The 25,822-nt window shown below is 65.8% G+C and carries 26 protein-coding genes; 14 read left to right on the top strand and 12 right to left on the bottom strand.

Features of this window, described 5'->3' with window-relative positions:
- Positions 1 to 203: 203 nt before the first annotated feature.
- The gene (gene arr, locus AU192_RS07355) at positions 204 to 626 is read left to right on the top strand and encodes an NAD(+)--rifampin ADP-ribosyltransferase (protein ID WP_064395136.1); all 423 of its coding nucleotides are present in this window, start codon (positions 204 to 206) and stop codon (positions 624 to 626) included.
- A 112-nt stretch (positions 627 to 738) separates the two neighbouring features.
- Here arr and AU192_RS07350 read toward each other — a convergent pair whose 3' ends face one another.
- From AU192_RS07350 to AU192_RS25655, 5 genes are all read right to left on the bottom strand, one after another.
- Positions 739 to 1,827 (bottom strand): methyltransferase, encoded by a 1,089-nt coding sequence (locus tag AU192_RS07350; RefSeq protein WP_082694939.1) that lies wholly within the window; start codon positions 1,825 to 1,827, stop codon positions 739 to 741.
- Positions 1,828 to 2,192: 365 nt separating this feature from the next.
- Positions 2,193 to 3,215: an LLM class flavin-dependent oxidoreductase gene (locus AU192_RS07345; protein ID WP_158220793.1), complete on the bottom strand. Its 1,023-nt coding sequence runs from the start codon at positions 3,213 to 3,215 to the stop codon at positions 2,193 to 2,195.
- Positions 3,216 to 3,367: 152 nt separating this feature from the next.
- Positions 3,368 to 4,204 (bottom strand): DMT family transporter, encoded by an 837-nt coding sequence (locus AU192_RS07340; protein WP_064395133.1) that lies wholly within the window; start codon positions 4,202 to 4,204, stop codon positions 3,368 to 3,370.
- On the bottom strand, positions 4,197 to 4,721 hold the full coding sequence (locus AU192_RS07335; RefSeq protein ID WP_064395132.1) for a MarR family winged helix-turn-helix transcriptional regulator: 525 nt from the start codon (positions 4,719 to 4,721) through the stop codon (positions 4,197 to 4,199). Before AU192_RS07335 ends, AU192_RS07340 begins: the two co-directional genes overlap by 8 nt.
- Positions 4,658 to 4,900: a hypothetical protein gene (locus tag AU192_RS25655; protein WP_164674014.1), complete on the bottom strand. Its 243-nt coding sequence runs from the start codon at positions 4,898 to 4,900 to the stop codon at positions 4,658 to 4,660. The genes AU192_RS07335 and AU192_RS25655 overlap by 64 nt, the downstream gene beginning before the upstream one ends.
- On the opposite strand from AU192_RS25655, the gene AU192_RS26250 reads away from it, so the two are divergent.
- Positions 4,785 to 5,045 (top strand): hypothetical protein, encoded by a 261-nt coding sequence (locus AU192_RS26250; RefSeq protein WP_064395131.1) that lies wholly within the window; start codon positions 4,785 to 4,787, stop codon positions 5,043 to 5,045. The genes AU192_RS25655 and AU192_RS26250 overlap by 116 nt on opposite strands.
- A gap of 70 nt (positions 5,046 to 5,115) precedes the next feature.
- Here the strand turns inward: AU192_RS26250 and AU192_RS07325 are convergent, their stop codons facing one another.
- Entirely contained in the window at positions 5,116 to 5,583 is a 468-nt protein-coding gene (locus AU192_RS07325; protein WP_064395130.1) for a DUF4262 domain-containing protein, read from the bottom strand.
- Between the two features lie 312 nt (positions 5,584 to 5,895).
- Here AU192_RS07325 and AU192_RS07320 point away from each other — a divergent pair, with 312 nt between their 5' ends.
- Both AU192_RS07320 and AU192_RS07315 read left to right on the top strand, forming a co-directional pair.
- Entirely contained in the window at positions 5,896 to 6,828 is a 933-nt protein-coding gene (locus AU192_RS07320; protein WP_064395129.1) for an alpha/beta hydrolase, read from the top strand.
- 66 nt (positions 6,829 to 6,894) lie between these two features.
- The gene (locus AU192_RS07315) at positions 6,895 to 7,668 is read left to right on the top strand and encodes a cyclase family protein (RefSeq protein ID WP_064395128.1); all 774 of its coding nucleotides are present in this window, start codon (positions 6,895 to 6,897) and stop codon (positions 7,666 to 7,668) included.
- A gap of 48 nt (positions 7,669 to 7,716) precedes the next feature.
- On the opposite strand, the gene AU192_RS07310 is transcribed toward AU192_RS07315, so the two are convergent.
- The gene (locus AU192_RS07310) at positions 7,717 to 8,205 is read right to left on the bottom strand and encodes a hypothetical protein (RefSeq protein WP_064395127.1); all 489 of its coding nucleotides are present in this window, start codon (positions 8,203 to 8,205) and stop codon (positions 7,717 to 7,719) included.
- 514 nt (positions 8,206 to 8,719) lie between these two features.
- On the opposite strand from AU192_RS07310, the gene AU192_RS07305 reads away from it, so the two are divergent.
- A complete protein-coding gene (locus AU192_RS07305) occupies positions 8,720 to 9,844 on the top strand; it encodes a coiled-coil domain-containing protein (RefSeq protein WP_064395155.1) in 1,125 nt (374 codons plus the stop codon).
- A 12-nt stretch (positions 9,845 to 9,856) separates the two neighbouring features.
- On the opposite strand, the gene AU192_RS07300 is transcribed toward AU192_RS07305, so the two are convergent.
- The 3 genes from AU192_RS07300 to AU192_RS07290 all read right to left on the bottom strand — a co-directional run bounded on the left by AU192_RS07300 (position 9,857) and on the right by AU192_RS07290 (position 14,930).
- Positions 9,857 to 10,627: a DUF1906 domain-containing protein gene (locus AU192_RS07300; protein WP_064395126.1), complete on the bottom strand. Its 771-nt coding sequence runs from the start codon at positions 10,625 to 10,627 to the stop codon at positions 9,857 to 9,859.
- Between the two features lie 117 nt (positions 10,628 to 10,744).
- Entirely contained in the window at positions 10,745 to 12,880 is a 2,136-nt protein-coding gene (locus AU192_RS07295) for a DNA gyrase subunit A (RefSeq protein WP_064395125.1), read from the bottom strand.
- A gap of 16 nt (positions 12,881 to 12,896) precedes the next feature.
- A complete protein-coding gene (locus AU192_RS07290) occupies positions 12,897 to 14,930 on the bottom strand; it encodes a toprim domain-containing protein (RefSeq protein WP_064395124.1) in 2,034 nt (677 codons plus the stop codon).
- A 175-nt stretch (positions 14,931 to 15,105) separates the two neighbouring features.
- Here AU192_RS07290 and AU192_RS07285 point away from each other — a divergent pair, with 175 nt between their 5' ends.
- Together AU192_RS07285 and AU192_RS07280 are read left to right on the top strand one after the other, a co-directional pair.
- On the top strand, positions 15,106 to 16,404 hold the full coding sequence (locus tag AU192_RS07285) for a DUF2786 domain-containing protein (RefSeq protein ID WP_064395123.1): 1,299 nt from the start codon (positions 15,106 to 15,108) through the stop codon (positions 16,402 to 16,404).
- Positions 16,405 to 16,491: 87 nt separating this feature from the next.
- Positions 16,492 to 17,880, top strand: a complete 1,389-nt coding sequence (locus AU192_RS07280) for an oxygenase MpaB family protein (protein WP_064395154.1) — start codon at positions 16,492 to 16,494, stop codon at positions 17,878 to 17,880.
- Here the strand turns inward: AU192_RS07280 and AU192_RS07275 are convergent.
- Positions 17,870 to 19,009, bottom strand: a complete 1,140-nt coding sequence (locus AU192_RS07275) for a MalY/PatB family protein (protein WP_064395153.1) — start codon at positions 19,007 to 19,009, stop codon at positions 17,870 to 17,872. The genes AU192_RS07280 and AU192_RS07275 overlap by 11 nt on opposite strands.
- 150 nt (positions 19,010 to 19,159) lie before the next feature.
- On the opposite strand from AU192_RS07275, the gene AU192_RS07270 reads away from it, so the two are divergent.
- Both AU192_RS07270 and AU192_RS07265 read left to right on the top strand, forming a co-directional pair.
- Positions 19,160 to 19,486, top strand: a complete 327-nt coding sequence (locus AU192_RS07270) for an ArsR/SmtB family transcription factor (protein WP_064395122.1) — start codon at positions 19,160 to 19,162, stop codon at positions 19,484 to 19,486.
- Between the two features lie 2 nt (positions 19,487 to 19,488).
- Positions 19,489 to 19,977 (top strand): SRPBCC family protein, encoded by a 489-nt coding sequence (locus AU192_RS07265; RefSeq protein ID WP_064395121.1) that lies wholly within the window; start codon positions 19,489 to 19,491, stop codon positions 19,975 to 19,977.
- A 79-nt stretch (positions 19,978 to 20,056) separates the two neighbouring features.
- On the opposite strand, the gene AU192_RS07260 is transcribed toward AU192_RS07265, so the two are convergent.
- Positions 20,057 to 21,208 (bottom strand): MFS transporter, encoded by a 1,152-nt coding sequence (locus tag AU192_RS07260; protein ID WP_233151510.1) that lies wholly within the window; start codon positions 21,206 to 21,208, stop codon positions 20,057 to 20,059.
- A gap of 164 nt (positions 21,209 to 21,372) precedes the next feature.
- Between AU192_RS07260 and AU192_RS07255 the strand changes: the two genes are divergently transcribed.
- The 5 genes from AU192_RS07255 to AU192_RS07235 all read left to right on the top strand — a co-directional run bounded on the left by AU192_RS07255 (position 21,373) and on the right by AU192_RS07235 (position 25,719).
- Positions 21,373 to 21,810: a hypothetical protein gene (locus AU192_RS07255; RefSeq protein ID WP_064395119.1), complete on the top strand. Its 438-nt coding sequence runs from the start codon at positions 21,373 to 21,375 to the stop codon at positions 21,808 to 21,810.
- A gap of 99 nt (positions 21,811 to 21,909) precedes the next feature.
- Positions 21,910 to 22,659, top strand: a complete 750-nt coding sequence (locus AU192_RS07250) for a 3-oxoacyl-ACP reductase family protein (protein WP_064395118.1) — start codon at positions 21,910 to 21,912, stop codon at positions 22,657 to 22,659.
- Positions 22,660 to 22,767: 108 nt separating this feature from the next.
- Positions 22,768 to 24,138 (top strand): flavin-containing monooxygenase, encoded by a 1,371-nt coding sequence (locus AU192_RS07245; RefSeq protein ID WP_064395152.1) that lies wholly within the window; start codon positions 22,768 to 22,770, stop codon positions 24,136 to 24,138.
- Positions 24,128 to 24,757 (top strand): TetR/AcrR family transcriptional regulator, encoded by a 630-nt coding sequence (locus AU192_RS07240; RefSeq protein WP_064395117.1) that lies wholly within the window; start codon positions 24,128 to 24,130, stop codon positions 24,755 to 24,757. Before AU192_RS07245 ends, AU192_RS07240 begins: the two co-directional genes overlap by 11 nt.
- Positions 24,754 to 25,719, top strand: a complete 966-nt coding sequence (locus AU192_RS07235; RefSeq protein WP_082694937.1) for an alpha/beta hydrolase — start codon at positions 24,754 to 24,756, stop codon at positions 25,717 to 25,719. The genes AU192_RS07240 and AU192_RS07235 overlap by 4 nt, the downstream gene beginning before the upstream one ends.
- Positions 25,720 to 25,822 lie beyond the last annotated feature (103 nt).

Here is a 25,822-nt window from a genome sequence, read left to right as displayed (position 1 = left end):
TGACCCCGACGTAGGCCGCGTAGTTGACGGACGACGGGGACACGACTTCGCCAAGGATGAGCTCTCGAAATTGTCTAAAGAAGGGGCGTCGCGCAACAGCGGCGTCGTTCTATTTTCAGGATAAAACACGACTGGGGTCTTGCCGCAAGGGCCGAGCGGTGCTGCATACTTGCGAATCCCAGCAGTCCGTCAGAGGGAGCTAGGTGTCCGAATCGTTTGATGATGGCCCGTTTTTCCATGGCACCACCGCGGATTTGAGTGTCGGTGATCTTCTCACCGCGGGTCATCGATCGAACTACCGTCCCGAGATCGTGATGAACCACATCTATTTCACTGCTCTCGCGGACGGGGCTGGCCTTGCTGCCGAAATTGCCGCGGAACTTGCCGATGGCGAAGGCCTTCCGAGGGTCTACCAGGTAGAACCGACCGGAGAGTTTGAAGACGACCCGAACGTGACCGACAAGAAGTTCCAAGGCAATCCGATGCGGTCCTACCGCAGTACCGCACCGCTGCGGATCGTCGGCGAAATAACCGAGTGGAGACGACTGACACCCGAGCAGCTACAAACTTGGCGAGAACGCCTGTCCGCTCTCATTTCCAGCCAGCATGCCGAGATCATCAATTGAGTCTGTCCGTCTCCGCCGCGCAGACGAATAACCGATGGAAAGTGACTGCAGCCGACGGCTTCATGCCGCTGCGGAATCGAGAAGTATTGCTGAGCCATCCCACCCGAACCCTTCACATCTTCTCGGCCTCAATGAGGTCATGCGGGACGACCGAGAACGTGCGGCCGGTCGGTCGTAGACCGGCGCCGATGAGCAGATCCGACAGTTCGTCGACCGATCGCAGACGACCGCCGTCTCGTTGGGTCAACGTGTGGAGGTCGAGAAGCGGCGAGAACGGGTTCGGGCGGTTGCGCTCCTGGAGGTATTCGACGATCACCAGCTTGCTACCCCTGGGCATGCCTGCCGCCACCGCCGCGAGAATCTTTCCGCAGCGCTCGTCGTCCCAGTCATGCAACACATCCTTGAGCACGTACACGTCGGCGATGGCGTTGATGGCACGGAAGATGTCGCCCTCGACACGATCGATGCGGTCGGCCAGCCCACGCTCGGCAAGGAAGCGCTCAGCTTCGGCAATCATCCCCGCACTGTCCACCAAAATCCCACGCAGGTTCGCGCGCGACGAGCCCACGACCACCGACAGCAGCGTGCCAATACCGCCGGCCACATCGCACACCACGGCACCGTCCGGCCACGGGTAGACCCGAGCAATGGCGCGGGCGGCGATCTCGGTGGCCTGGCGCATCGTCGAGGCGAAGATGCGTTGCTCATCGGGATGCGCGGCGAACCACTCCCACACCGACATCCCGTGCACGAGCTCGAAAGCGCTCTGCCCGCTGCGCACGCTGGCAGCCAGGCCGCCCCAGGCGTCCACGGTCGAGCGCATCCCCTTGTAGCGCATCCAGGCCCGCAGCGACGCGGGATGGTCGCTGCGCAGCACCGCTCCGGTACGTGTCAGCTTCACCGCGCCCGTCCGCCGATTCATCGTGCAGAGACCGCAACCGACCGCGCCCCGCAGCAGGCGATGAGTGGTGTCGTCATCGCAGTCGATTCGGGCGGCGATCTGCGACGCCGTCAGCGGCCCGTCTGCGAGCACATCGGCAATCCCGAGTTCGGCGATGGCCGCGGCGATCTGGACGCCACCGACGCCCTCGCCGAGATCCAGCATCGCGATCTCGGGCGGCACCATGCGGTCGGCGAGCTGCTTGAGCCGGCGGCGCAAGGCGAGCGTGGCCAGCACTACGGGAAGAGGCGTCGACGGCATCCGTGCAGGCTATCCGGCACAGGGCAATCACAAACTCCGCTTTCTGGGGCGTCACCACGAGAGAAACACAAGTCAGGCATCGACGGTCGGATTATTGAAGTCATCCCCAAGCTGGCTTATCCATGGGCGCTTCCCCGAGCAACTCCGGCGCAGTTGTTCTGGTCGATCACGGTGTATGACAACAGAACCGCTCAGAGATCCAAACCGAGCCGTTGGAGCAAGACCGCGCTGGGTAACGGGTGGCCAGTGCCGCGCCGATCAGCCGGAACCTCTTGTCTGCCGCCCACCGGGTGGCGTCACGCCGCGGCGCCGAGCGGCGGGTGCTCGAGCACGCGTGGTTTCGATGTCAAGCCGCCTTCATCCCTCTAGTCCGCAAGGAACGGGACGACCTTGTCGGCGATCAGTTCGAGGTGTGCTAACGCCCGCTCGTGGCCGATGTGGGGGATGCGGTACCAGAACACGACCTCGTGATAGGGGGCGTGGGCGCGGATGTCTCTGAGGCGTCGGACGATGTCCTCCGGGGTGTCGACCAGCATCGCCTCGCGTTGCCACGGCACATCGGAGTCACTGTGCACGCCGACCCTTGAGCGGTCCCCGGCCCAACTTGCGTACTGGTTGAACTGGTATTCGATCGCGTTCTTGTAGAAGAGGTTCCAGTCTCGCTCAGGATCCTCAGCCACCCATAACGGAACACAGATGGTGAAGTGGAAGTCGTCCAGCGATCGATCGTGACGTGCCAGCGCGGGAGCGAGTTTCTTGGCCCACAGGTCCGCGAATTCGCGTTCGGGGGCGAAGAAGTCGACAGGCATGACGCCGTCGGCAAGCCGAACTGCGCGATCAATCACCTTGGGCGCACCGCCACCGACATATACCGGGATGCGGCTTTGAACAGGACGAGGCAGCACCGGGACCGGGGTTCCGCCAGGTCCATCGGGCAGCGACCCTTCGTGGAGTCCTTGTCGGATGAAAGCAAGCCCGCGCTCCATCAGTTCGCCGCGCTTATGGAAGTCGATCCCGAAAAGGTCGAACTCCCGCGCGTATCCACCGGCGGCAACGCCGAGTGCCAGCCGTCCACCGGAGACAAGATCGGCCACGATCGCCTGTTCAACCACCTGGCGCCACGGATGCAGTGGTAACAACAAGGCGTTCGTCGTGAACCGGATCCGCTTCGTGGCCGCCCCCAGTCCCGCGATAAGCGGGAGCTGAGCGGGCAGGTAACCGTCATTGACCCCGTGCTGCTCAGTTGTGCAGAGGGCGTGAAGAGGCAGCTTGTCGGCTACGCGCACCTCTTCGAGCAGTTCTGCGTAGCGCTTCTCGCCATGGCGTTCGCCGGGTTCAGGCCGTGCGTCGGTCCAAATGCTGACCTTGGGCGCCTCCACTTGAGTCACAGCTTCCACTTCCTCTCGCATGCGATGAACGGCGCATCTGGGGCGTCAGTTATTCCCGAGCGCCCATCTCCCCGCGACGCGACATGCCCACGACCGGCGATATCGGCTGCCACATCAGCCCGACAAAGGTGAGAGGAGCGCCGGGGGCCCGGTCACCCCAGGGAGATCAAAGCGATCGATGCGCCGGTGAGCGTCAAGCCGACTGTCTGTGGGCGGCTGAGTCTTTCGTGAAGGAAGATCATGGCCAACACCACGGGGATCGCCGGGTAGAGCGCGGCGAGCACAGTGGCCAGTGCGAGAAGCTGGTCTTGCGTAGCCAGCAAATACAGGATGATGGCCACCGACCCTGCCGCTCCCACTACACACGCCGGCAGTACGAGCCGTCGCGGAACTCGCAGATCCGCGTGACTGTGCAGACCGAGCGGGACGATGGTGACCGCAGCCAGAATGCGGGCCGCAAGTATCGGCCACAGTCCGGCATCGAGATCGATCCGGGAGATCGCGATGAATTGAACCGCGAATCCCGCACCGGCGATGAGTCCGTCGAGCGTCCCGGTTTCGGCGCGCGGCGATGACGCGGTGCGGGTGCGGGATACCAGCCACAGCGCCGGCAGCGCCGCAATGACCCCGACCCAAGCCAGCGCGGTGGGTCGATCGCCCAGTAACACGACGCCGACCAGGACCGGTAAGGCGACGGCCCCGACGTCACTCAGCGGAACCACGACGCTCATCCGCCCGGTGCTCATCCCGCGATAGAGGAACGCGACGCCGATCCCGGTGCCGATCCCGGAGAACGCTCCCCAGGCAAACGACTCCAGTGTGAGTTGCGGAGCCGGCCAGAACATCGCCGCGACAGCCACGACGATAGTCCCGCCGATCTGTCCGTAGAACGCAACCGCCCAACTGTCCGCACGACGGGCAAGAAGTCCGCTGAAAAAGTGGACGAGCCCGAAGACAACCGCGGCGCAGAGCGCGAGGGTTTCAGGCACCCGGCGGCTCTCCTGCCGCCAGGCCCACCGGACACCGAGGTGCGGTACTGACGCATTCGCGGCGGTCACATAGCCGACAAATCACGTTGGCGTTACCCAGCTGCCTGTAGACATTGGTTGCCACCTTGTTGAGCAGAGTGCTCAAGGCGCGGATCTCGTCGTCGTCGAGCTCCTCGAGCAGAGTCGTCATCAACTCAGAACGTCTCTGCAGGAGACGCCGGGCTGTTCGTGCACCGGCCCGGGTCAGCGTCACCTGTACCTCGCGCCCTCCGCCCGGTTGGCGACGCACGTAGCCGAGGCGCTCGAGCGAGTCGACCATCCGGGCGGCCGCGGGCTGCGAAAGGCCGATCCTGCGTCCCAGCTCGCTCACACTGAGATCACCCGCCTGCAGCAAGACTCCCAGCGCCGACGAGCCGCTCCGGCTTGTGTGCGCTGTTTCCGTAACCACGCCGGTCAGAAGATCGCTGATCGCAAGCGAACACGCACCGAGCACGTTGATAAGTTGCCCATCATGCATGACTCATGCATACCCATCGGTGTCGCCTGAAAACTGATCCGCGGGCTGCGTCGAGCGGAGGGGTTGCCGATCAAGGTGATCGCATGGACGTCGAAGATCTCGCGCAGCATCGTGGGCTCGGCATTGGCCAGCGATAAGCCACCAATATGGACGCAAGCCAGCCGGGTCGAAGCACCCACGATGCGCGATGCCGTGGCTCGGGCCTGTCAACGGGCCCGAGGTCTCAACCGCGATCTGATCGCCAACCTGGGCACGTTGGATTGCGTGGTCGCCAAGGACAACGTTGACTTCCTAGGCCACCAAGTAGCCTGGCCAATGTTCTGACGGTAAAAATATCGGGCGCATACACATTCGACCGAGCCGTAAACAACGAGCGCTTCCGTCCAGCACGCCGCTAAGGGTGCGGACCGCGAATGCCGAGCACCGGTTGTCGGCAGCCGCCCTTGTTGAAGTCTGGGCACCAGGCCGAATGTCCGTCTTCGTCTCGCCACACGAGCTGCAGCGCGCGCACCTCGGGGCCGTACAACTCCACCGCTAGGGTCAAATGCACGTCCGGCTGCGCGACCGCGACGAACTCGGCCTCCCAGCCGTCCGGTAGTTGCATCGTGTCGCCGGGAGCCGGGACCCGCTCGCGGATCAGGTAGTTGGCAACGGTGTTGAGGAGCCTCACCGCCCATTCGGGTGAAACACCGGTCACCAGCAGTTCGGGCAGACCGGCTGAATGCAGTCCTACGGTGTAGGCGAACGGGTTCCGGTCGCTCTCGACAAACTGCACGGCCCAGCCGTGCTCGAGTATCGTCCGCCGGAGTACATCGTGATAGTCGGCCCGGGTGGCCTCGGGGTGGTCGCACTGCCAGCACACGGCAGAACTCCTTTCGCTGATGGCGCTAACTGTTGTGAGTTCAGCGTCCTCCAAGGGTCTGACAGGGCGGTCAGCCGCGAGCCTGAGCCGAGCAATCTTTTCCCCGGGCATCGGTGGTCAAGCTGTTCGGCATCGTCCCAACGGCCGCTTCTCGTCACCGCCCGGCCACGCCGTTGGACAAGGAGATGTCGTCTGACTGCATCGTCTCGCTAACCTCGACGTGTGCCGGACCCGACGAACCGCCCGCCCGCTCGCCGAGGTCGGGCTACTTCTGACGACGGTGGTAGTGCCCCGCACATCAGAGCACCCAAGGTGAACACCATTGCTTCAGGTGGCGGCGGTTCTCCAAGCCCAACCGTTCTCGATGTGAAGGGTTCCGGTGTGCAACCCCCGGTCGCCACCTGGGTGCGCCGGATGTTCTGGCTGCTGGAGCGAGTCGCGCCCGCAATCGGGGCCCGGTGGGCGACCGAGTTGTGGTGCACGCCACCGGTCATCGAGTCCAGTCTCCGTATGCCGCCCGGTGTCCCGCCCGGTCAACCATTGGAAGCACACTGGAGCGGGCACCGGATCGTGGGTGAGGCCTGGGGCGATGGGCCACCGGTTTATCTTGTGCACGGCTGGGGCGGGCGCCGCCACCACCTCGGCATGTTCATCAAACCTCTCGTCGAGACCGGGCATCGTGTCATCGCATTCGACCTGCCCAGCCACAACGAGTCCGATGCGGGCGCGCTCGCACCCGGTCGCACCACAGCCATTGAGTGCGCCGAAGCGGTTGCAGCCATGATCGAGACACACGGGCCTGCCCGCGCCGTTGTCGCCCACTCCCTCGGGGCCAACGCGACCGCACTCGCGGCCGCATGGGGCACGACGGTCGGGCGGTTGGTGTTTCTCGCGCCGATGGGCGAGTTCCCGATCTATCTGGATCTGTTCGCCGCGCGCCACGGCTTCGGCCGACGGATACGCGCCGGCCTGCATCGACGTCTTGAACGCCGGATCGGGATGCCGCTGGAGGACACCAACATGGTCCGGATCGCCGGCCGAACCGGCCATCCACCGATGCTGCTCATCCACGACCCCGACGACCCCGAGACTCCCTATGTGACCAGCGAAAAGATCGTCGCGGCATGGCCGGGTGCACGCTTGCTGACCACCAAAGGCCTCGGCAGGCTGGCGCATTTCCGAATCTTGAGGCACCGTCCCGCGATTCGCGCCGGCGTCGAGTTCATCGGCAACGCACCGGATTGAAAATCGCCGCCGAAACAACGTCGCGTGACAGACGGCCATCGACAAAAGTGATTGGGAGAGAACCAGATGCGTAGATTCGTGGACATCTCGGTGCCCCTACAGGCAGGGATCGCATCCGATCCGCCGGGACATCTTCCGGAGATCGACTATTACAGCCACGCCGACACGGCGGCTGAAGTCGTCGCGTTCTTCCCGGGCGCGACGGTCGAAGACCTACCGGATCGCGAGGGCTGGGCGATCGAACGGGTCCGGATCACCACCCACAACGGCACCCACCTCGATGCTCCCTATCACTACGCATCGACGATGGACGGTGGCGCGCCGGCGATCACCATTGACCAGGTTCCGCTCGAATGGTGTCTGCAGCCAGCGGTAAAGCTTGACTTCCGGCACTTCGAAGCGGGCTACGTGGTCACCGCCGCTGACGTCGCCGACGAACTCGATCGTATCGGCCACCAGCTGCAGCCCCTCGACATCGTCGTGGTCAACACCGCGGCCGGAACCCGCTACGGCGAGGCGGATTACGTCTCATCCGGCTGCGGCATGGGTCGTGAGGCGACGCTGTGGTTGTTGGAGCGAGGTGTGCGCCTGACCGGCACCGACGCCTGGAGCTGGGACGCGCCGTTTGTCTATACGGCACAACGGTATTCCCGCGAGCGGGATCCCTCGATCATCTGGGAGGGGCACCGCGCGGGACGCGAAATCGGGTACTGCCACCTGGAGAAGCTCCACAATCTGGAGTCGCTCCCGGACAGCGGATTTCAGATCAGCTGTTTCCCGGTGAAGGTGCACGCTGCGTCGGCCGGGTGGACACGGGCCGTCGCGATTCTCGACGATTGAGCGATTCACCGTCCCGATCGCACCGGCATCCTGTTCCCGGAACCCGGTTTACTCCGGGTAGCCCAGACTCCAGCCTCGGTAGGTCCAGTCGCTTGCCACATTCGGGCTGGGCAGAATTTGGATGTTGTGCCCGTCGCCGTATCCCGGTGAGAGACCCTGAACGCCGCCGGATATGTAGGTCCCATCCCCGCGCGCGATGTCGATATGTGGGCCGATGGATCCCACGCTGAAGACAAGTGCCCCACGCGGGGGGTTCATGTCGGTATGGATCTTCCCCTGCTCGAGCAGCGTTTGGTACATGGTTTCAGAAGCGCCGTCCCAACCGTATCGCTCTTGCGGCACCCCGAATGCGTAGGCCACCAGAGCTTCACACCCATACTGACCGAATTGGTCTGTCCCGAGCAGGCTTTCGGCCTTGGCGATCGCGGCATCGGCTCCCGGGATCGTCGGCCGCGGTACTGCTGCTGCACCCGGTGCAATGAGGAGTGTGGCGGCCAGGCAGGTGGCTACCAGAAGCAGAATCTTTCGGATGTTCATCTCGTGTGCTCCGGTTCTCGGGCCTGCACGGTTGGCTTCTGGCTAGCAAGATCAGTAACCGCCGGTGCCATCGGGGCACCGGGTGTCACGGGAACCTGCCCTCGAGCACATCAGGCGTTTCTCCAGTGGTTGTTCAGAAAGCCATCGCCCGCCGTGGAGCTGGGAAGTGACTCATGGTGACCCCATGCCCCCTCCCACGCTGAGTAAACACGTTCAGCAAAGTCGAGGCGTCTCCACGCCCGCGGCATCCACTTGAGGTGCGGAGGCGCACTCAGCGGGCCTGCCGACGACGGCATACCGGGACCGACGGTTGAAGAGCTCGGGCGGTGGCGCCCAACACCGTCGGATCGACGAGCCCGCCGGGGAACCCCAGTCGCGAGTCAGAAGTCGGCGAATGGAAGGGCTCACACTGACGGACGAGTAGACATTGTCGACGCCAGTTTCTAACCTGTCCGAGACACACGTGGCCGGACCAAGTGTTGGTCCCTGCAATAAAAGGATCGTGACAATCCGCGTGACCGGCATGCGCCACTCACTCCGACGAACGGTGTGCGGTGCTGCAACCGCAGTTCTCGTGCTGGTCGCCTCGATCGGCGCCGTCAATGCGGACCCGGCGGACGACGCGCTGGCCAAGCTCAACGAGTTGTCCGCTCAGGCGCTGCAGACTCGCGAGGCCGTCACGGCGGCGCAGCGCGATGTCGACACCAAAGAGGCCGCTCAGAAGGCTGCCGACGAGCGCCACCGCGCCGACCTCGATGTCCTTGCCGCCGTCAACGCCGAGCTTGCGCCTTACCAGGCAGCGGTCGACCGCATTGCGGCGATGGACTACATGAGTGGCCGCAACGGTCAGGCGGCGGCGCTGCTGACCGCGTCTTCGCCGCAGCAGTTGCTCGACAAGCTGTCGCTGCAGCGGGTGGTCGGCGCCACGACCGCTGAGCAAATGAAGACGTACCACGCAAAGCGTGACCGCGCGGGGTCGGCCGCGCAGGCGTCCGAGAAGTCGGCCGCCGACGCCCGCGCTGCGACCGAGCAGGCCGCCGCGGTGCGCGCGGACCTGCAGGCCAAATGGAATGATCTGCTGCGCAAGATCGCGGCCGCGGAGGCGCAGTACGCGGCGTTGACACCGCAACAGCAAGCGGTCGTCGACAACGCCGTCCCGCCAGCAGCACCACCGCCTCCGCCGCCCGCCGCGCCCACCCCGCCAGACCCGGCGATCCTCGCGTTGCCCGGCCAGCCGCCCGTGGACCCTGCTCAAGCTCTGGCGGCCGCCCGCGTCGACGTCCCGGAGGCGTTGCCCGCCGGCGTCGCGAACGAGGCGGGCCTACAGGTCAACACCGTGCTCGCCGCCCGCGCCATCAGCGCAAGATTCCCCCAGATCGCCGACATCGACGGCGTTCGGCCCGACTCCAAGCCGTGGCATCCGAGCGGCTTGGCGATCGACATCATGATCCCCAATCCCGAGAGCGCCGAGGGCATCGCGCTCGGCGACGCGATCCGCGACTTCATGCTGAGCAACTCGAGCCGATTCGGGTTACAGGACGTCATCTGGCGCGGCACGTATTACACGCCGAGCGGTCCGGCGGGCTCAGGGTACGGCCATTACGACCACGTGCACGTCACCACGACACCACGCCGCTGACCGCAGAGGCGGTCACGGGTGCAGGTTCCATTGGCCGCAGTCCTGGGCCAGCACGTCGTTGACATCGACGCGGATGCCGCCGACCACCGGTCCGGGGTTCGAGGCCGTGTCGATGATGCGTTGGTAGAGAACCGCGGCGGGGTAAAGCTGTCCGTTGGACCAGGATCGGGTCTGCCAGGCCCAGACGTGACCGGCGGAACCCGATCTTCCGATGACTCCGTCGGCGGCGGCCCACTGGCACGGTCGGATACCGGCGTAGATGCCGGTGCGCTGCACGCCGATGACCGAGTTGATACCGCGGAACCACGGCAGCGCCAGGTCGTTCCAGGTCTGGCGGTCGATGTCGTCGTCGACGCTGAAGAAGATCGGCGCGGTGCGTCCGCCACCGGCGGCGGTGTGCAGGTGCCAACCGGTTTTCGCGTCGGCGACGCCACCGGCGTACCCGCGGGTGAAGTCCGATGGCGCGGTCCCGCCCGGTTTGCCGTACTGGTAGTTGCTGACGATCACCAAACCGGCCGCGGCCAGCGTCTTGGCGTAAGGCAGGGTGATCGGCTTGGCGCCGAACGAGGAGCCGGGCCGTGACGTCGAGACGTAGTTGATGACGCCGGAGTGGCCGGCGGCCCGGATGTCCTGCGCCGGGATCTGACGCATCGCATAGTCGATCAGCGTGGGGCGGGCGGCCTCGGCCCTCGGCGCGTGCGTACCCGCCGATGCCGCACCGAGTCCGGCCAGTGCCGACACCGCGGCGGCGTAGCGCAGTGCGTCACGCCGGGATAACTGCACCGCGCGAAGTTACCAAAGTGACTGGCGTGAATAGTCGTACCACGCCGGGCGATGTCGATTCGTGTTCGATTCGTTGCGCAACCCGAGCGGGGTTCGGTTCGACACACCGGCCTGCCCCTATCCGGCCGGCGTCACATCTAATCCTGAGCCCTTGATCGACGCCTTGGCTCGATTCTCGGCCCGGACCGCCCTCTTCCCTCGCACGAACCCGGCCGCCGAGATCGACGCCGCAAGCAGCGCGCTCTCGCCCTTGACGAACGGGTGGAAGCCGACGCCGGCACCCCCGCGACCCTTCACCGGAATGTCGGCGACTTCGGTGACCTTCCAGCTCTTTTCAGCCAGCGACAGGATGGCCTCGCCGTTGGCGCACGAGACGGGCAGCGCGGCGATCACCTCGTCGTCGTCACCCGCCAACTTCACCCCGGCCACACCGTTGCCGGCAACGCCCTGAGGGTTGACCGCCGCCGGGTCGATGCGCAGGACTTTTCCTCGTCGGGTCACCAACGCCAGGTGGTAACCGTCCGGCAGCACACCCGAGCGCACCAGCCCGGTGATATCCGGGGCGACGGGAATGTCGCGAACCTTGTACGGCAGACCCCCACCGGCGGTGAACTTCACCCGGCCGTCGGTCCACACCGCCCAACCCAGACCTGAGGTGAGCAACTCGCCGTGGCTGTCGGAGAACACGCCTCGGTCGTCGAGCCGCCAGGCGGTGTTGACCTTGCGCTCACGGGGCCCGTCGTCGCCGTTGGAAGTGACTGGCGCGGCCTCGAAGTCGAGCACGGTGCGACGATCGAACTCCGGACCCTTGAACAGCTTCGCCGTCTCCACCAGTTCTTTGTCGATCACCTTCCGGCGCGCATCCGGATTCGACACCAGCTCAGTGAGTTCGGCGAACTCCGCATCCAGCTTCTGGGCCTCAGCCTGCAGCTCGATGACGTCGAGCTTGGTCAGGCGGCGCAACTGCAGCGCCAGTACATAGTCGGCCTGAACGGCATCGATCTTGAACCGGTCCTGCAGCCCTTGCCGAGCCTCGTCGACGGTTTCGGAGCCGCGGATCACCGCCACGGCGGCGTCGATGTCGAGGTGGATGGTCATCAGGCCCGCCACCAGATGACGTCGCGCCGTGACCTTCTCCAGCCGGTACTCACTGCGGTGCAAAACCACCGAATCACGCAGCGAGAGAAACGCTTTGATCAACTCGCGCACCGACCACCATCGCGGGACGCGGTTCTCGTCGAGGGCGACGAGGCTGGCGGCGAACGTCCCTTCCAAAGGTGTCAGGGCCAGCAGCTGATCGCGGATCTGCTCGGCGCTGTGGCCGCGTTTGGCGGTGACGACGATGCGCAGCCCGTTGCGGCGGTCGGTCAGATCGGACATGTCCGCCACACCAGCGAGCTCTCCCGACTCGACCAGGGCCCGAATCCGTTCCTGCACAGTGTTGCTCGCCACGCCAGGCGGCAGTTCGGTGATGAGGACGTTCTTCCCGTCGACCGAGAGCGTGCCGCGCACGGTGAACTGGCCTCGCCCGGTGGTGATGTACTCGCGCAGGCCGGCGGTGCCGACCACGGATGCTCCGCAGCCCCAGTCGGGACCCGGGATCAACTTGACCAGCCGATCGTCGGTCATATTCGGCGTTTTCAGCAGCGCCCGGCAGGCGGCCATGATCTCGCGCGGGTTGTGGGCGGGCACCTTGGTGGCCCACCCCTCGGCGATGCCGACGGCGCCGTTGCACAACAACACCGGCCACTGGGCCGGCAGCACTGTCGGCTCGATCCACTCGCCGTCGAACGTCGACACCATGGGCACTGCATGGCTGTCGAGTTCGGCGGTCAGCGCGGCACCTGGTGCCGACAACCGCATCTCGGTGTAGCGGTCGGCGGCCGGGATGTCGCCCTGGATACGGGGGAAAGCACCCTGTCCGTCAATGACTTTCACGCGCTGGAACTCGGCGGCCATCAGCGCCGCAGCGCCGTACATCGAGGTGCCGCCATGCGGATGCAGGTTGCCGGTGACCGCGGAACAGATCTTCGACGACTTCTGCGGCTTGTTGCCGGGCTGCAGTTTCGACTCGTGCATTTGGTAGAGCAGACGACGCTGACCCGGCTTGAGACCGTCGTAGGCCGACGGGATCGCACGGTCGCTGACGCTGTAGAGCGCGAACGTCAGCTGATAGAGGTTCCAGTAGTCGTCGGCGCTCTGGTCGACGACCAGGTCCGGGTTCTGCTCGGGTATGTCCAGGGTGGCGGTCACGGTATCTGCCTAAGTCTTAGTCGAGGTCGAGGGAATTGGTGTCGACGCGGGCGGCGATCTCGGCCATCCACATGCGTCGGCCCTCGGGCGGCCCACCGAACAAGGTGTGGTGCAATTTCTTCTCACCGTCGTCGGGGTGGACGCGAATAACGGTGCGCCGCTGGGGATCCAGGACGGTGTTCCAGAAGTCGTCGGCGTCCATCTCGCCGAGCCCCTTGTTGCGCTGCACCTCGACGCGGCCCTTCGAAGTGGACTTCAGCTTGGCCACGGCCGCATCGCGCTCGGATTCGTCCTGGCAGTAAATGCGCTCGCTGGCGGTTTTGACCACGAACAACGGCGGCAGCGTCACGTACACCATCCCTGCCTCGACGAGCGGGCGGTAGAAGTCGAGGAACATCGAGATCAGACTGGAGTTGATGTTGCCGCCGTCGGGGTCGGCGTCGGAGGCGAACAGGATCCGGTCGTAGCGGCACAGTTCCGGGTCGCAGTTGTCCCGCACACCGCAGCCCAGGATGCGCTCGATGGAGTCGAACTCGTCTTTGGACCGTGCCTTGCTCAGCGCGAACCCATACACGTTGGGCGGCTTGCCTTTCAGCGGGAAGGCGGCCTGGAAGGTGGCGTCGCGCGCGGCCTTGATGGTGCCCAGCGCCGAATCGCCCTCGCACAGGAACAACTCGGCGCCCGACCCGCGGCCGGTCTCGCGGCTGGGAAGCAGCTTCGGTGGCAGCGACAGGTTGGTGCCCAGCCCCTTGGCCTTCGAAGCCGCGCGCGAACGTGCCTTCGCACCCTCCGCGCTGCGCCGTGCCCGCGCGTACTCCAGCGCCAGCTTGGTCCACAGGGTCACCGCATCGCCGTTGGCGGGGTTGGCCGCCCACACCGTGACGCTGCGCGCGACGTCCGGGGCCATCGCCACATTCAACGACCGCGACGACACCGCGGTCTTGGCCTGCGAGTCCCAAGCGACGTCCGGTGCACGGGTGTCCACGGCAAGAGCGGTGACGGCCGCGAAATCCTGTGGCTCCGGGCCTTCTTCGCCCTTGGCCAGGCCCAGATCACGCATCCGCGACGCACGATCGGCAAGCGCTTCGGACAGGCCTTTCATCGCGGCCGTCAGATGCGACCCGCCGCCGGGCGTTCGCACGGTGTTGCAGAACGCGGCCACCGTCGCCGGTTCGGCCGGACCCGCGGTCAGCGACCAGCGGAACGGGGTCGGTCCGCGGCCGGTGGTGTACTCGCCGCGACCCTCGACGGCTGCGCGAACGTCCGGCGCGGGAGTGCCCGCGGCTGTGCACATGAGATCGAGCAGCGTGTCGGTGCCCCAAGGGCCGCTGAACGGCTCGAGAAACGCCTGCGGCACCTCATCGCCGGGCCAGCCTTCGTCGATCACGACCAGGTGCACACCGGGAGACATCCGGGCCGCGGCATGCGCCCGCAGCAGCACTTCGCCGATGTCGACGCTGGTGTCGGGGACCACCGCCGGGTCGAACAGGATGCGAACCGTGGTGCCCTGCATGGCGGGCTTCCGATTTGCGGTGCCGCGCAGTTTCTGGGTGTCGGCCCGGGTGAACGGGGCGTCGGGGTCGAACTCCTTGCCCTCGAACGTCCCCGGGTAACCGCGCCCGAAGCTTTGCACGTAGGTCTTGGCGCCCCGATGCACCGTCACGTCGGTGCGTGCGGAGATGAATACCGCTGCGGCCGCGCCGATCCCGTTCAGACCGGCCCCTGTGCTCGCTGCATCGGTATGGACAGAGAACTTCCCGCCGGCCCGCGCGGTGCCGAGCGTCTTGACGATGCCGTTCTTTCCTGTCGTCGGATCGGTGTCGACGGGCAGGCCACGCCCGTCGTCGGCGACGCTGACCGATCCGTCCGCGTGGAGGGTGATCGTCACGGTGGATCCACCGTTGCCGGGGTCGGCGACCTCCTCGATGGCGTTGTCGATCAACTCACGCAACGCGGTGTTGAGCACGTCGAGCCCCAGGTTCACCGCCGGCCGCAGGCGTGTGTGCTGGACATCATCGAGTTCGGTGATGTCGGCGGCGGTGTAACTCACTGCAGATCCTTTGTGTCGATGCTGAGAAGGGGGCCGCAGGAATCGTAGACGGGGCGACGGACATCTCCGCGGAACCTGAGAGCCTGCGGTGATCACGGTGTCGACACAGCGTGATGAACTCCCGAGACCGCGCGCCTGCCGCTGCGTGTCGGACCTCTACGGAACACTTCGGCGTATGGGGAGACGAAACCGCGAAAAGCGGGCAGCCAAACACAGGAACCGGCGCCGGTCGGCGCCCAAGCAAGAGCGCGTCGAGGCTTTCGATCCGGCGGCGGACCGCGCGGTGCTCCTCGAACACCTCGTTGTGGCATTGAGCACGGCCGCATCCGGCCCTGCCGACCACCTGCCGTATCGCGCCACCGAACTGCTGCGCGAGTTTCGGGACTTCGCGCACGAACTCGACGTTGCAGCTGACCTCGCCATGAACGAGGCCATCAGCGCGGCGTGGACGCACGGTTGGCAACCGTCCGATCTGCACGAAATCGCCTGCCGCAGAATGAAGCCGGCCGAGATCCGTTACCTCGACGAGGCGATCGTCGGTGAGTGTAGGCGGTATGCGGCCGCGACTTTGCACCCAGACTGGCGCGCCGATATCGCCAGGCTGTCGGCCTCAGTCGGCTCACGCGCACAGCCGCCTCAGATGTGGCGGTGGGCCGCGTCGAACGCCGTCGACCAGCGCGACGGTCTTGTCGTGGTTCTCAAACTCCTGAACCTCCTCGGCAGACTCCCGGCGCTCGAAGTGATCCTGCCGCTGCCCGGCACATACCGGCACACGGCGACGACGGTGACCGATGCTGACGAAAAGGTCCTCGGCAGGGTCCGCGCTCTACTCGCAAAAGCCGAAGTCACCGAATTCCCGGACGAGGCAGAGGCCCTTTCCGCCAAGGCCCAAGACCTGATGAGCAGGTATTCGTTGAACGAAGCGGTGGCCCGCCACAACCGGGGGCGTGAGCCGGCTGCGGCCGCACGGCGTATCTGGATCGAGAACCCCTACGCCGCGGCCAAGGCGACGTTGGTGCAAGTGGTGAGTCGGTCCAACCGTTGCCGTGCAGTGTGGGCGGAGGGCATCGGGTTCGTCACCGTCATCGGCTGCGAAACCGATCTCAAGTTAGTGGAGTTGCTCACCACGTCGCTGCTTGTGCAAGCCAACCGAGCCATGCTGCGCGCGGGGCGCGCCGGAACTGCACAAGCACGTTCCAGGACATTCCGCCAGTCTTTTCTTGTCGCGTACGCACAGCGCATCGGCGAGCGACTCGACAACGCCAGCGCATCGGTAACCGCGGAAGTGGAACGTGACGTCCGTCTGCTTCCCGTGCTGGCAGCCAACAGCAGAGCGGCCGAAGACCTCGCTCATCGACTGTTTCCGTCGACGGTGCCTCGTGCGGTGTCAGCGTCCAACGGCGCCGGGTGGGGCGCCGGACGTGCAGCGGCAAACATGGCAGTTCTCGACACCCGCGATTCGATAGCGGGGTAGCGAGCGCGGAATCGCGATTCACATACGCGGGGGTTGTGCGATAACGTCGAAATCAGTGGCCTGTATTTACAGATGGGATCCGGCTACATGACTGTCACTGGCGAGCGGCAAGAGATTCGGCTCGACGACGTCGAATTCAACCGGCGCGATCACCCGGATCGGCCCTTGCGCCCTATCCCGCCGGGCTGCGACCATTTCGCCGCCCAGTGGCGGCAGATGCGCGAGTTCATGTTCGGCCAGTGGATCGACATCGACAAAGAGGTCGAACCCAACGAGCTCACGCGGCTACGCGACGATTATTTCTGGCAAGGCGACGAGCACATCATCGGCGTGGTCGACGCGTTCGAGCGCCTCGGCTACGAGAAGGGCCGCGCACTGTACGAACAGGCGCTGACTCGGGGCATCGACTCACTGGAGGATCCGCCCCGGGAGTTCGTCGAGTTCTTCGAGCACATCGATCAGCTGCCGAGCCAGTTCGACCTGGAGGCCGCCGAACGCGGCCGCATGCTGGCGATGTCGGCGACGAAGACGGCGACCATGATCATCCAGGGGTGGGCGTTCTACGAGACGGCGATGACCGGCGACATCTCCGCATCCACCGGCGCCACCGGACGTTTCGCCGACGACGGCCCGCGGCGCTTCATCGAGACCGCCCGGGTCTTCGCGGAGTTCACGCTGCCCGACATCTTCGACCGGCACTCGGAAGCCTTCCAGGATGTGATCCGGGTGCGGTTGATGCACGGGCTCGCCAGTCGTGGCTTGCGCCGGAAATGGGGTGACGACGTCTACCTGAAGTTCGGCGAGCCCATTCCGGTGACATCACTGCTCGGGTTCGGCAGTGGGATGTTGCTCGGACGGCTCGTCGACCACGCGTTCGGACGCAAGCTGACCAGCCAGGAACTCGAGGACCTCGCCGAGTACTCGTCGTACTCAGGACGGCTGTGGGGCGCACCGGAACGGCTCTACTCGCCGACCGGTCTGGACCTGATCAAGTCGTTGAACTACGTCCTGGCCCGGGGTGGGAACCCGTCGCCGTGGCGCGCCGAACTCGTCGACGCGATCGCGGGTCCCGCACACCTGACGACGCTGACCGAAACCCTCCCGGGCGTCGTCAAGAAGTTGGTGGCTCGCCACGCCAACCAGCTCACCGCGACCCTCGCGCTCGTCCCCGCGGGCGCGGTATTCGGTTATCAGCAAATCGAGGCGATGGTCGCCGGCAGCTTCTTCGAGCCGCTGGGTTACAACTACGAACGCCGAATCCGGATCTTCACCGAAATCGCCAAACTCAACGTCCGCATCGCGATGGTGGCGGACAAGCTGCCGTGGTCCAACCCGATCCGCGAACAGAGAAAGAAGACCGGCGCCGCCGCGCGCGAGCGGATCGCGATGCTGAACAAGATCGCCCGCGGACGGCAGATCCCGCTGACCTTCACCAGCCACGACCTATCGACGAAGGGCGAGGGGTTTACCGGCTGACCGCGCCCATCCGCTTGACCGCTTCGGTGAGGATCGCTTGTGAGGCGGCGAAGTTCAACCGCACGTGACCGGCGCCGCCGGAGCCGAAAACATGCCCGGAACTGAGCGCCACCCGTGCCTGGTCGAGAAATGCCCGCGCCGGCCCCGCCAGTTCGGAGACGACGCCGGGGCCGTCGACGCTACCGGGCTCCTCAAGGTTGAGTCGGCGGCAATCGAGCCAGGCCAGGTACGTGCCTTGCGGCCGGATGTAGTCGACGAGGGGCAGGTGTTCGGCGATCAGTTCGCCCAGCAGGTCGCGGTTGGCCGACAGCCCGGCCAGCAACGCATCGAGCCACGCCTCTGCCTCGTCGAACGCCACCGTGTGCGCCATCACGCCGAGGTGGCTGGGGCCGTGGCTGACTTCCTCGGGCATCCGGTCGAGGTCTGCCGCCGCGTCCGGGCCGGCAACCACCACCGCCGCCTTGAGGCCGGCGAGGTTCCACGCCTTGGAGGCCGACGTGACAGCGAACGCGTCCTCGGCGCCCGCGACGCTCAGATACGGCGTGAAGTCCGCTCCGGCCAACACCAATGGCGCATGAATCTCATCGGATACAACGCGCACGCCATGATCGCGGGAGAGCGCCGCGATGCGCGCGAGCTCATCGGCCGAGTGCACGGCACCGGTCGGATTGTGGGGACTGCACAACAGGTAGACCACCCGATCACTCATCGTGGCGGCCGTACCGAACGCCGTATCCAACGCCTCCATGTCGATGCGGCCGTCCATGCCGAGGCGCGCCTCCACGATGCGGCGGCCGGCGTGCGTGACGAAGGCGTAGAACGGCGGATAGACGGGCGCATTGACGACCACGACGTCGCCGGGTTCGGTGATCAGCTTGAGGACCTCGACGATGCCCAGCATCACGTCGGGAACGAGCGCAGTGCGCTGCACTGCGAGCCCGTCCCAACCCCAACGACGCGCCGCAAACCCGGACAACGCCTCGGCATAGGCGCGCGCTCCGCTCGGATACCCGGTGTCCCCCAAAGCGATTGCCGTATTCAGCGCGTCGGCGATGGGTTCGGCCAAGGGCACGTCCATCTCCGCGACCCATAGTGGCAACACATCTGCAGGATGCGTCCGCCACTTCATGCTGGTCCGCAGGCGCAGTTGCTCGACGGTCAACTGCTCCAGCGGATTCACCACCCCATCTTGTCGCAATGCCGCCGACCGCGGCACACGCCGGGCGATTGGCGCTAACACCGTTGACAATATACAACCGATCGGTTGTATATTCTGTTGGTGACCGATCAGGACGAGGACAGAGCGGACGCGTTCTTCCACGCCCTGGCCGACCGGACTCGGCGAGACATTCTTCGCCGGGTCTTGGCCGGGGAGCATTCGGTCACTGCGCTCGCGGCGCAGTACGACATGAGCTTCGCCGCGGTGCAAAAGCACGTCGCCGTGCTGGAGAAGGCAGGCCTGATCTCCAAGCGTCGCCAGGGGCGAGAGCAACTGGCGAGTGGTGATGTGGAGGCGGTGCGGTCAGTCGCCTCGATGCTCACTGAGCTCGAGGATGTCTGGCGCGGTCGCATCGCTCGCATTGACGACCTACTCAGCGAGGAATAGCCATGCCTGTCACCAACATCAGCAAGAACATCGACGACCGCACCCTGACGATCATCGCGGAGTTCGCGGCGCCCGTCGAGCGGGTCTGGCAGATCTATGCCGATCCGCGGCAGCTCGAGAAGATTTGGGGCCCACCGGGTTACCCCGCGACCGTGGTCGAGCATGCGCTCACGCCAGGCGGCACGGTCACCTACTACATGACTGGACCCGAAGGCGAGAAGTACGGCGGGTACTGGAAGGTCACGGCCGTCGACGAGCCGCGCAGCTTCAGTTTCGAAGACGGGTTCGCCGACGCGGATCTCAAGCCGGCAAGCAATATGCCGGTCGCGCACAGTGTCTACACCTTCGAGGCGATCGGCGACGGCGCGACCAGAGCCACCTACGTCAGCACGTACGAGTCGGCCGAAGGCCTGCAGAAGGTGCTCGAGATGGGCGTCGAAGAGGGCACGGCGCAGGCGATCAATCAGATCGACGAACTGCTCGCGAGCTGACACCCGATACGATCACGATGCCGGAACCTCTTGTGTCGCAGGGGTTCCGGCATCGTGTCATTCGCGGTGATCCCCTCGGTCAACCGCGGTCGGCGATCTCCCGGTCGGCGTGGACAGGAACCAGAAGCGGCGCGACGAGCGGGAAGATGGCCGACGCCGCGAAGGCCACCGGATAGCCGACGGCCGCGATCAGCGCGCCGAACACGGGCGGCGTAGCGCCCATCGTCACCATCTGACCGGTGTACTGGACGCCGAGCGCGCGCCCACTCCAGAACGGTCCGGCGAATTCGGCGATCGCGGTGTAGGCCAATCCGTTGTCGGTCACGGTGATCATCGACGCGATCACGATCACGGCGACGCTCACCGGAGAGCCCAGCTCGTCGGTCACCGCCAACACCAACATGGCGAGCGCGGCGGCGACACTGATGATCTGGATCGGACGCAGCCGCGCACCGAGGCGGTCCGACCAGTGCCCGGCCGCGACCCGGCCGACCGCACCGAGCAGTTGCGCGACGGTCACCACCACGCCCGCCGACGTAGCCGACCACCCGCGGTCAGCCATCAACCAGACCAGGGTGAATGTCCACACCACGCTCTGCGGCACCACCAACAGCATCGAGACGGCGTGGATTCGCAACAGAACCGTCGAGCCTCGATAGGGGTTGGCCAGATGCTCGGTCGGCGCCTCCGAGCGCGGTGGCCTCGGCGGATCCACCACGCCGATCGCGCTGATCAACGCCGACGCCGCGCACAGGACGGCGGGAAATAACAGCGCCGCGGCGACACCGTGGTGCTGGGCGAGTTGAGGGATGACCAGCGCCCCCAGCCCTACGCCCAACGGGGATGCCGTATGCCGAATCCCCATCGCCAAGCCACGCCGGTTCGGCGGAAACCACCCCACCACGAGTCTGCCGCTGGCGGCACTGTTGCTCGCCGCGGCCATCCCGCCCAGGAGGAGAAACGCCCCCGTCGCCACCAGAGAATCGACTGCCGCCGCTGCGAACGCCGCCGCGGCGGTGAGCGCCAAACCTGCTGTGAGCACGATCCGTTCGCCCACCCGGTCCACCACGTGGCCCCACGCGTACATCGTCGTCGCCACTCCGAAACTGGGCATCGCGGACAGCAGCCCGGCCTGTGCAAGGTGAAGCTCGTCGTCGAGGTGCAGCTCCGGGATCAGGAACGCGGCGCCATTGATGAACACGTTGGCGCACAACGTAGCCGTGAGAGCCATGACAAGCATCGACCAGCGCCGCAACGTGCTGATCGAATCGACGGATAGGACCGTTTGGCTATTCAGGGTTCAATCATGGGCGAATCGGCGCTTCAACTTCTCGAAAACCGGTCACGAATGAGAAATCCGCTAACACCGTCGCTTCGATCGCCGATGACACGGTCATGAGCTCGCTTCGTGCTGCCGGCGCAGTGGCCGTCGTGCTGGCTGCATCCTGGCTGGGGCTCGCGAGGGCCGATGCTGAGCCATTCGCCCAACTCGATCGCGTTCCCGTGGTGGCCTCGCCGACATGCGGCGGCAGCGTCAGCGCCGAGGCTCAGTTGACCCCGGTTCAGGTCGGCGATCGCGTCGAGAATGGGGTCCGCGTCGCGATCAGCTACGACGCCGGCACCTATGACGGCTCCTGTTCTCTCACCGTCACGGCGGACTGGGTGAACCTCGACACCGGCGCCTCGGGAAGCAGCGACATCACAGCCGTTTCGACCATCGACGGGCACTACGGCTTCATCGGATATGCGAACACCACGTTCGCGACGGGTAGCGGCACGATCATCGTCACGCTCAGCTCGCACCCGGATGCCGAGATGCGAATCACCACCTAACCCAACTCTTCGCGGCTCCCTGTACCGGGAATGCGGCGCGCCCTTCGGGACTTGACGTCAAACGTACTGAGTTCGTAACTCCCCGGAGAGGTAGAAGACATGAGCACCACACCCTTGGCCGGACGGCGAGCGCTTGTCACCGGCGGTTCACGCGGGATCGGCGCGGAAATCGTGCGTCGTTTGGCATTTCACGGCGCCGAGGTCGCTTTCACGTACTCGGCATCGGCGACGGATGCCGAGAAGCTCGTGGCCCAAGTCGCCGAGCGCGGCGGGCGGGCCGTGGCCATCCACGCCGACGCCGCCGATCCCGGACAAGTTGCCGCCGCGGTCGACCAGACCGTGGCCGATCTCGGCGGTTTGGACGTGCTGGTGAACAACGCCGGCGTCGCCCACCTGGCGTCGATCGACGACTTCCCGGCCGAGCAATTCGACCGTCTGGTCGCGACCAACATCGGCGGAATGTTCTGGGCGGTCCGCACGGCGGTGAAGTACCTGGGTGAGGACGCGCGGATCATCAACATCGGCAGTATCAACGCCGACCGCGTTCCGGGACCGGGGCTTTCGGTCTACGCCATGACCAAGGGCGCGGTCTCGTCCTTCACCCGAGGATTGGCCCGTGAGCTCGGCCCGCGCGGCATCACCGTCAACAACGTCCAACCGGGGCCGATCGACACCGATGCGAATCCGGACAACAGCGGTGACTTTCCCGAGAGCTTGAAGAAGGTGACGGCACAAGGCCGCTACGGACACGTCGGCGATGTCGCTGCCATCGTGAGCTTTCTGGCGGGCCCCGAGTCCGGGTTCGTGACCGGCGCGAACTGGAACGTCGACGGGGGCTTCACCGTCTAGGCAGGGACGACCGCACGGTCGGCGCGGGCGAGGCCCACAGATTCTTTGACAGCTGTCAGAAAATTGGTACTGTTGCCGGTGACGGAGTTCACGACGACGGTAGGCAACATGGCTTCATCACCCACGACAGCGATCATCGGCGCAGGCATCAGCGGTTTGACCACGGGAAAAAACCTCGCAGACGCCGGTATCGAGTACGACTGCTTCGAGTCATCCGACCGGATCGGCGGGAACTGGGCGTTCCGCAATCCGAACGGCCACTCCAGCGCGTACCGATCGCTGCACATCGACACCTCGCGTGAATGCCTGTCGTTCCGCGACTTCCCGATGCGCGACGACCTCCCCGACTTCCCGCATCACTCCCAGATCAAGGAGTACCTGGACGACTACGCCGAAACCTTCGGCCTGTTGGACCGCATCCAGTTCCAGAACGAGGTCAAGCACGCGCGGCGTTTGCCCCGCGGCGGTTGGGAGCTCGACACCGCAGACGGGCACACGCGACGGTATGACGCGCTGGTGGTCGCCAACGGGCATCACTGGGATCCGCGCACACCCGACTTTCCCGGCGAGTTCACCGGCGAGAGCATCCACGCCCACCACTACATCGACCCCACCGAACCGCTCGATCTGCGCGGCAAGCGCATCGTCGTCGTCGGTATCGGCAACTCGGCAGCCGACCTGGTCTCCGAGCTCTCCCAAAAGTCGTGGCGCAACACGGTTTATCTCTCCACCCGCTCGGGTGCGTGGATCGTGCCCAAGTACATCTTCGGGAAGACCGCCGACAAGGTCGCGCGCTCGCTGCCGGTGATCCCGCTGTCGTGGCAGCGGCGAGCGATGCAGCCGTTCGCGCGGTTCATGTTCGGCGATCCCGAGAACTACGGCCTGCCCAAACCCAACCACCGGTTCCTCGAGGCGCACCCGACCCAATCCGCCGAACTGCTCATGCGGTTGGGATCCGGCGATGCGACCGCGAAACCGAATATCGAACGCCTGGACGGGAATTCGGTGGTGTTCGTCGACGGTTCGACCGTGGAAGCCGACGTGATCATCTACGCGACGGGATACAACATCACGTTCCCGTTCTTCGACCGCAGTTTCATCGAGGCTCCCGACAACCGGCTCCCGCTGTACAAGCGGATCCTCAAACCGGGGATCGACGACCTGCTCTTCCTCGGCTTCGCGCAGGCGGTGCCCACGCTGTTCCCCTTCGTGGAATGCCAGGCCCGGTTGGCCGCCGCTTATCTCGCAGGCACGTACCGGCCGCCGTCAGAATCCGAGATGTGGCGCGTCATCGCCGCCGACGAACGCAAGTACGTCGGCCACTTCGCCGACAAACCGCGACACACCCAGCAGGTGGACTACTGGGATTACGAACGCGACATGCGCAAGCGTGAGCTGCCGGCAGGTAGGCGCCGCGTCGAGAAGTTCGGTCCGGTCCAGCTGGCCGGCCGGGCACGCGAGGCAGCCGGTGCCGCCTGAGTCGACGCAGACGTCCCGACGAAACGCGCGCCGGCCGCAACCGCGCGGGGACGAAAGCCGACTTCGGCTACTCGAGGCCTTCGAGGAGCAACTGCAGACCCAGTCGCTCGCCGAGATCAGCGTCGCCGAGGTGGCGCGGGCAGCGGGACTGAAGCGGCCTGCGTTCTACTTCTACTTCGCCGGTAAGCACGAAGTCGTCACCGAACTGCTCACGGACATCTTCCAGGACGACGTCTTCACCATCGGCGGTTTCCTGGCCGGCGGCGGCGACCCGCGCGCGTCGGTGGCCGACGCGATGACACGGACGTTTGAGTCCTGGCACGCCCACCGAACCCTGTTCCGGGCGATGCTCGACGCCCGCGACTCCGACCCCGAAGCACGGGCGATCTGGGACCAGTGGCTACAGCGGTACGAGGAGTTCGTCTGCGAGTTCATCACCAGCCAGCCCACCATCGACGTCGGAGATCCCGGACCGCTTGCGCACGCGCTGATCTCGATGAACGAGCGGGTCCTCGACCGCCACGTGCGCTCTGATGACGGGCCGGAGGCCGCAGGCCCGCTTCTGGCGGCGGTTATTCACGTCTGGCACACGGCGCTGTTCGGAGGGACGCCACAATGACAAGCACGCGGATTCAGATTCCAGTCGGCGGCGACATCATCGCGGCGCGGCGCTTCGCCGCGACGACGGACGCGCTGACCGGTCCGGTGGGGCGGCCCTGCGTCGTCATGGCGCACGGTCTCGGCGCCACCCAGGATTGCGGGCTGTTCGCGTTCGCCGAAGCGCTGGCCGGTGCCGGCGCCGAAGTCGTCACGTTCGACTACCGGCATTTCGCCGAATCCTCGGGACAGCCAAGGCAATTGATCTCGCTGTCTGGACAGGTTGCCGACTATCACGCGGTAATCGACCACGCCCGGCGGCTCGAGAATGTGGACGCGGCGCGGATCGTGGCCTGGGGTGTCTCGCTGTCGGGTGGGCACGTCATCAAGGTTGCGGCCGACGACCCGCACCTCGCGGGAGTCATCTCACTCACGCCGGCCACCGACGGGCTACCCGTGGTGACCCACATGCTGCGCACACTCGGGCCGCGCTACGTCCTGCGCGTAATGGCCCAGGGCATAAGGGATGTGGCGGCGAAGGTGCTTGGTCGCTCACCGGTGCTCATCCCGGTGGTGGGTGCTCCGGGGGAGGTGGCCGGTCTGAGCGCCGACGGGGCCCTCGAAGGCATGCGTCGCATCGCGGGACCCACCTGGCGCAACGAGTTCGCCGCCCGATTGGTGTTGGTCATGGGTGCTCATCGACCCATCGCGAGCGCCGATCGCGTCACCTGCCCGGCCCTCGTGCAGATCGGTGATCAGGACCGTACCGCCCCGCCCGCAGCGGCCACCGCGGCCGCGACTCGGATGCGCGCGACGGTTCATCACTACCCCTGCGACCATTTCGACGTATATCCGGGTGAGGGTTGGCATGAGCGGGTCGTCAACGATCAGATCGCCTTCCTCCGGCGCATCCTCGCACCAGCCGGGTCCACCGCGTCGCGCAGCGCGGGTGCCGATGGAGTGGAACTCGATAACCCCGGGTGATAGTTCCTCAACCTGCCAGATCAGCGAGACCCGGCGCGGAAGCGGTGCGGTTTTCGATACAACGGGCCGGGGTAGACGACCTCGGTCCTGACGACTGGGGTGG

Origin of the sequence: Mycobacterium lehmannii, from assembly GCF_001499925.1 — a bacterium.
In the GTDB taxonomy this organism is placed as follows: Bacteria; Actinomycetota; Actinomycetes; order Mycobacteriales; family Mycobacteriaceae; genus Mycobacterium; species Mycobacterium lehmannii.
This window is presented reverse-complemented; position numbering and strand designations above follow the sequence as displayed.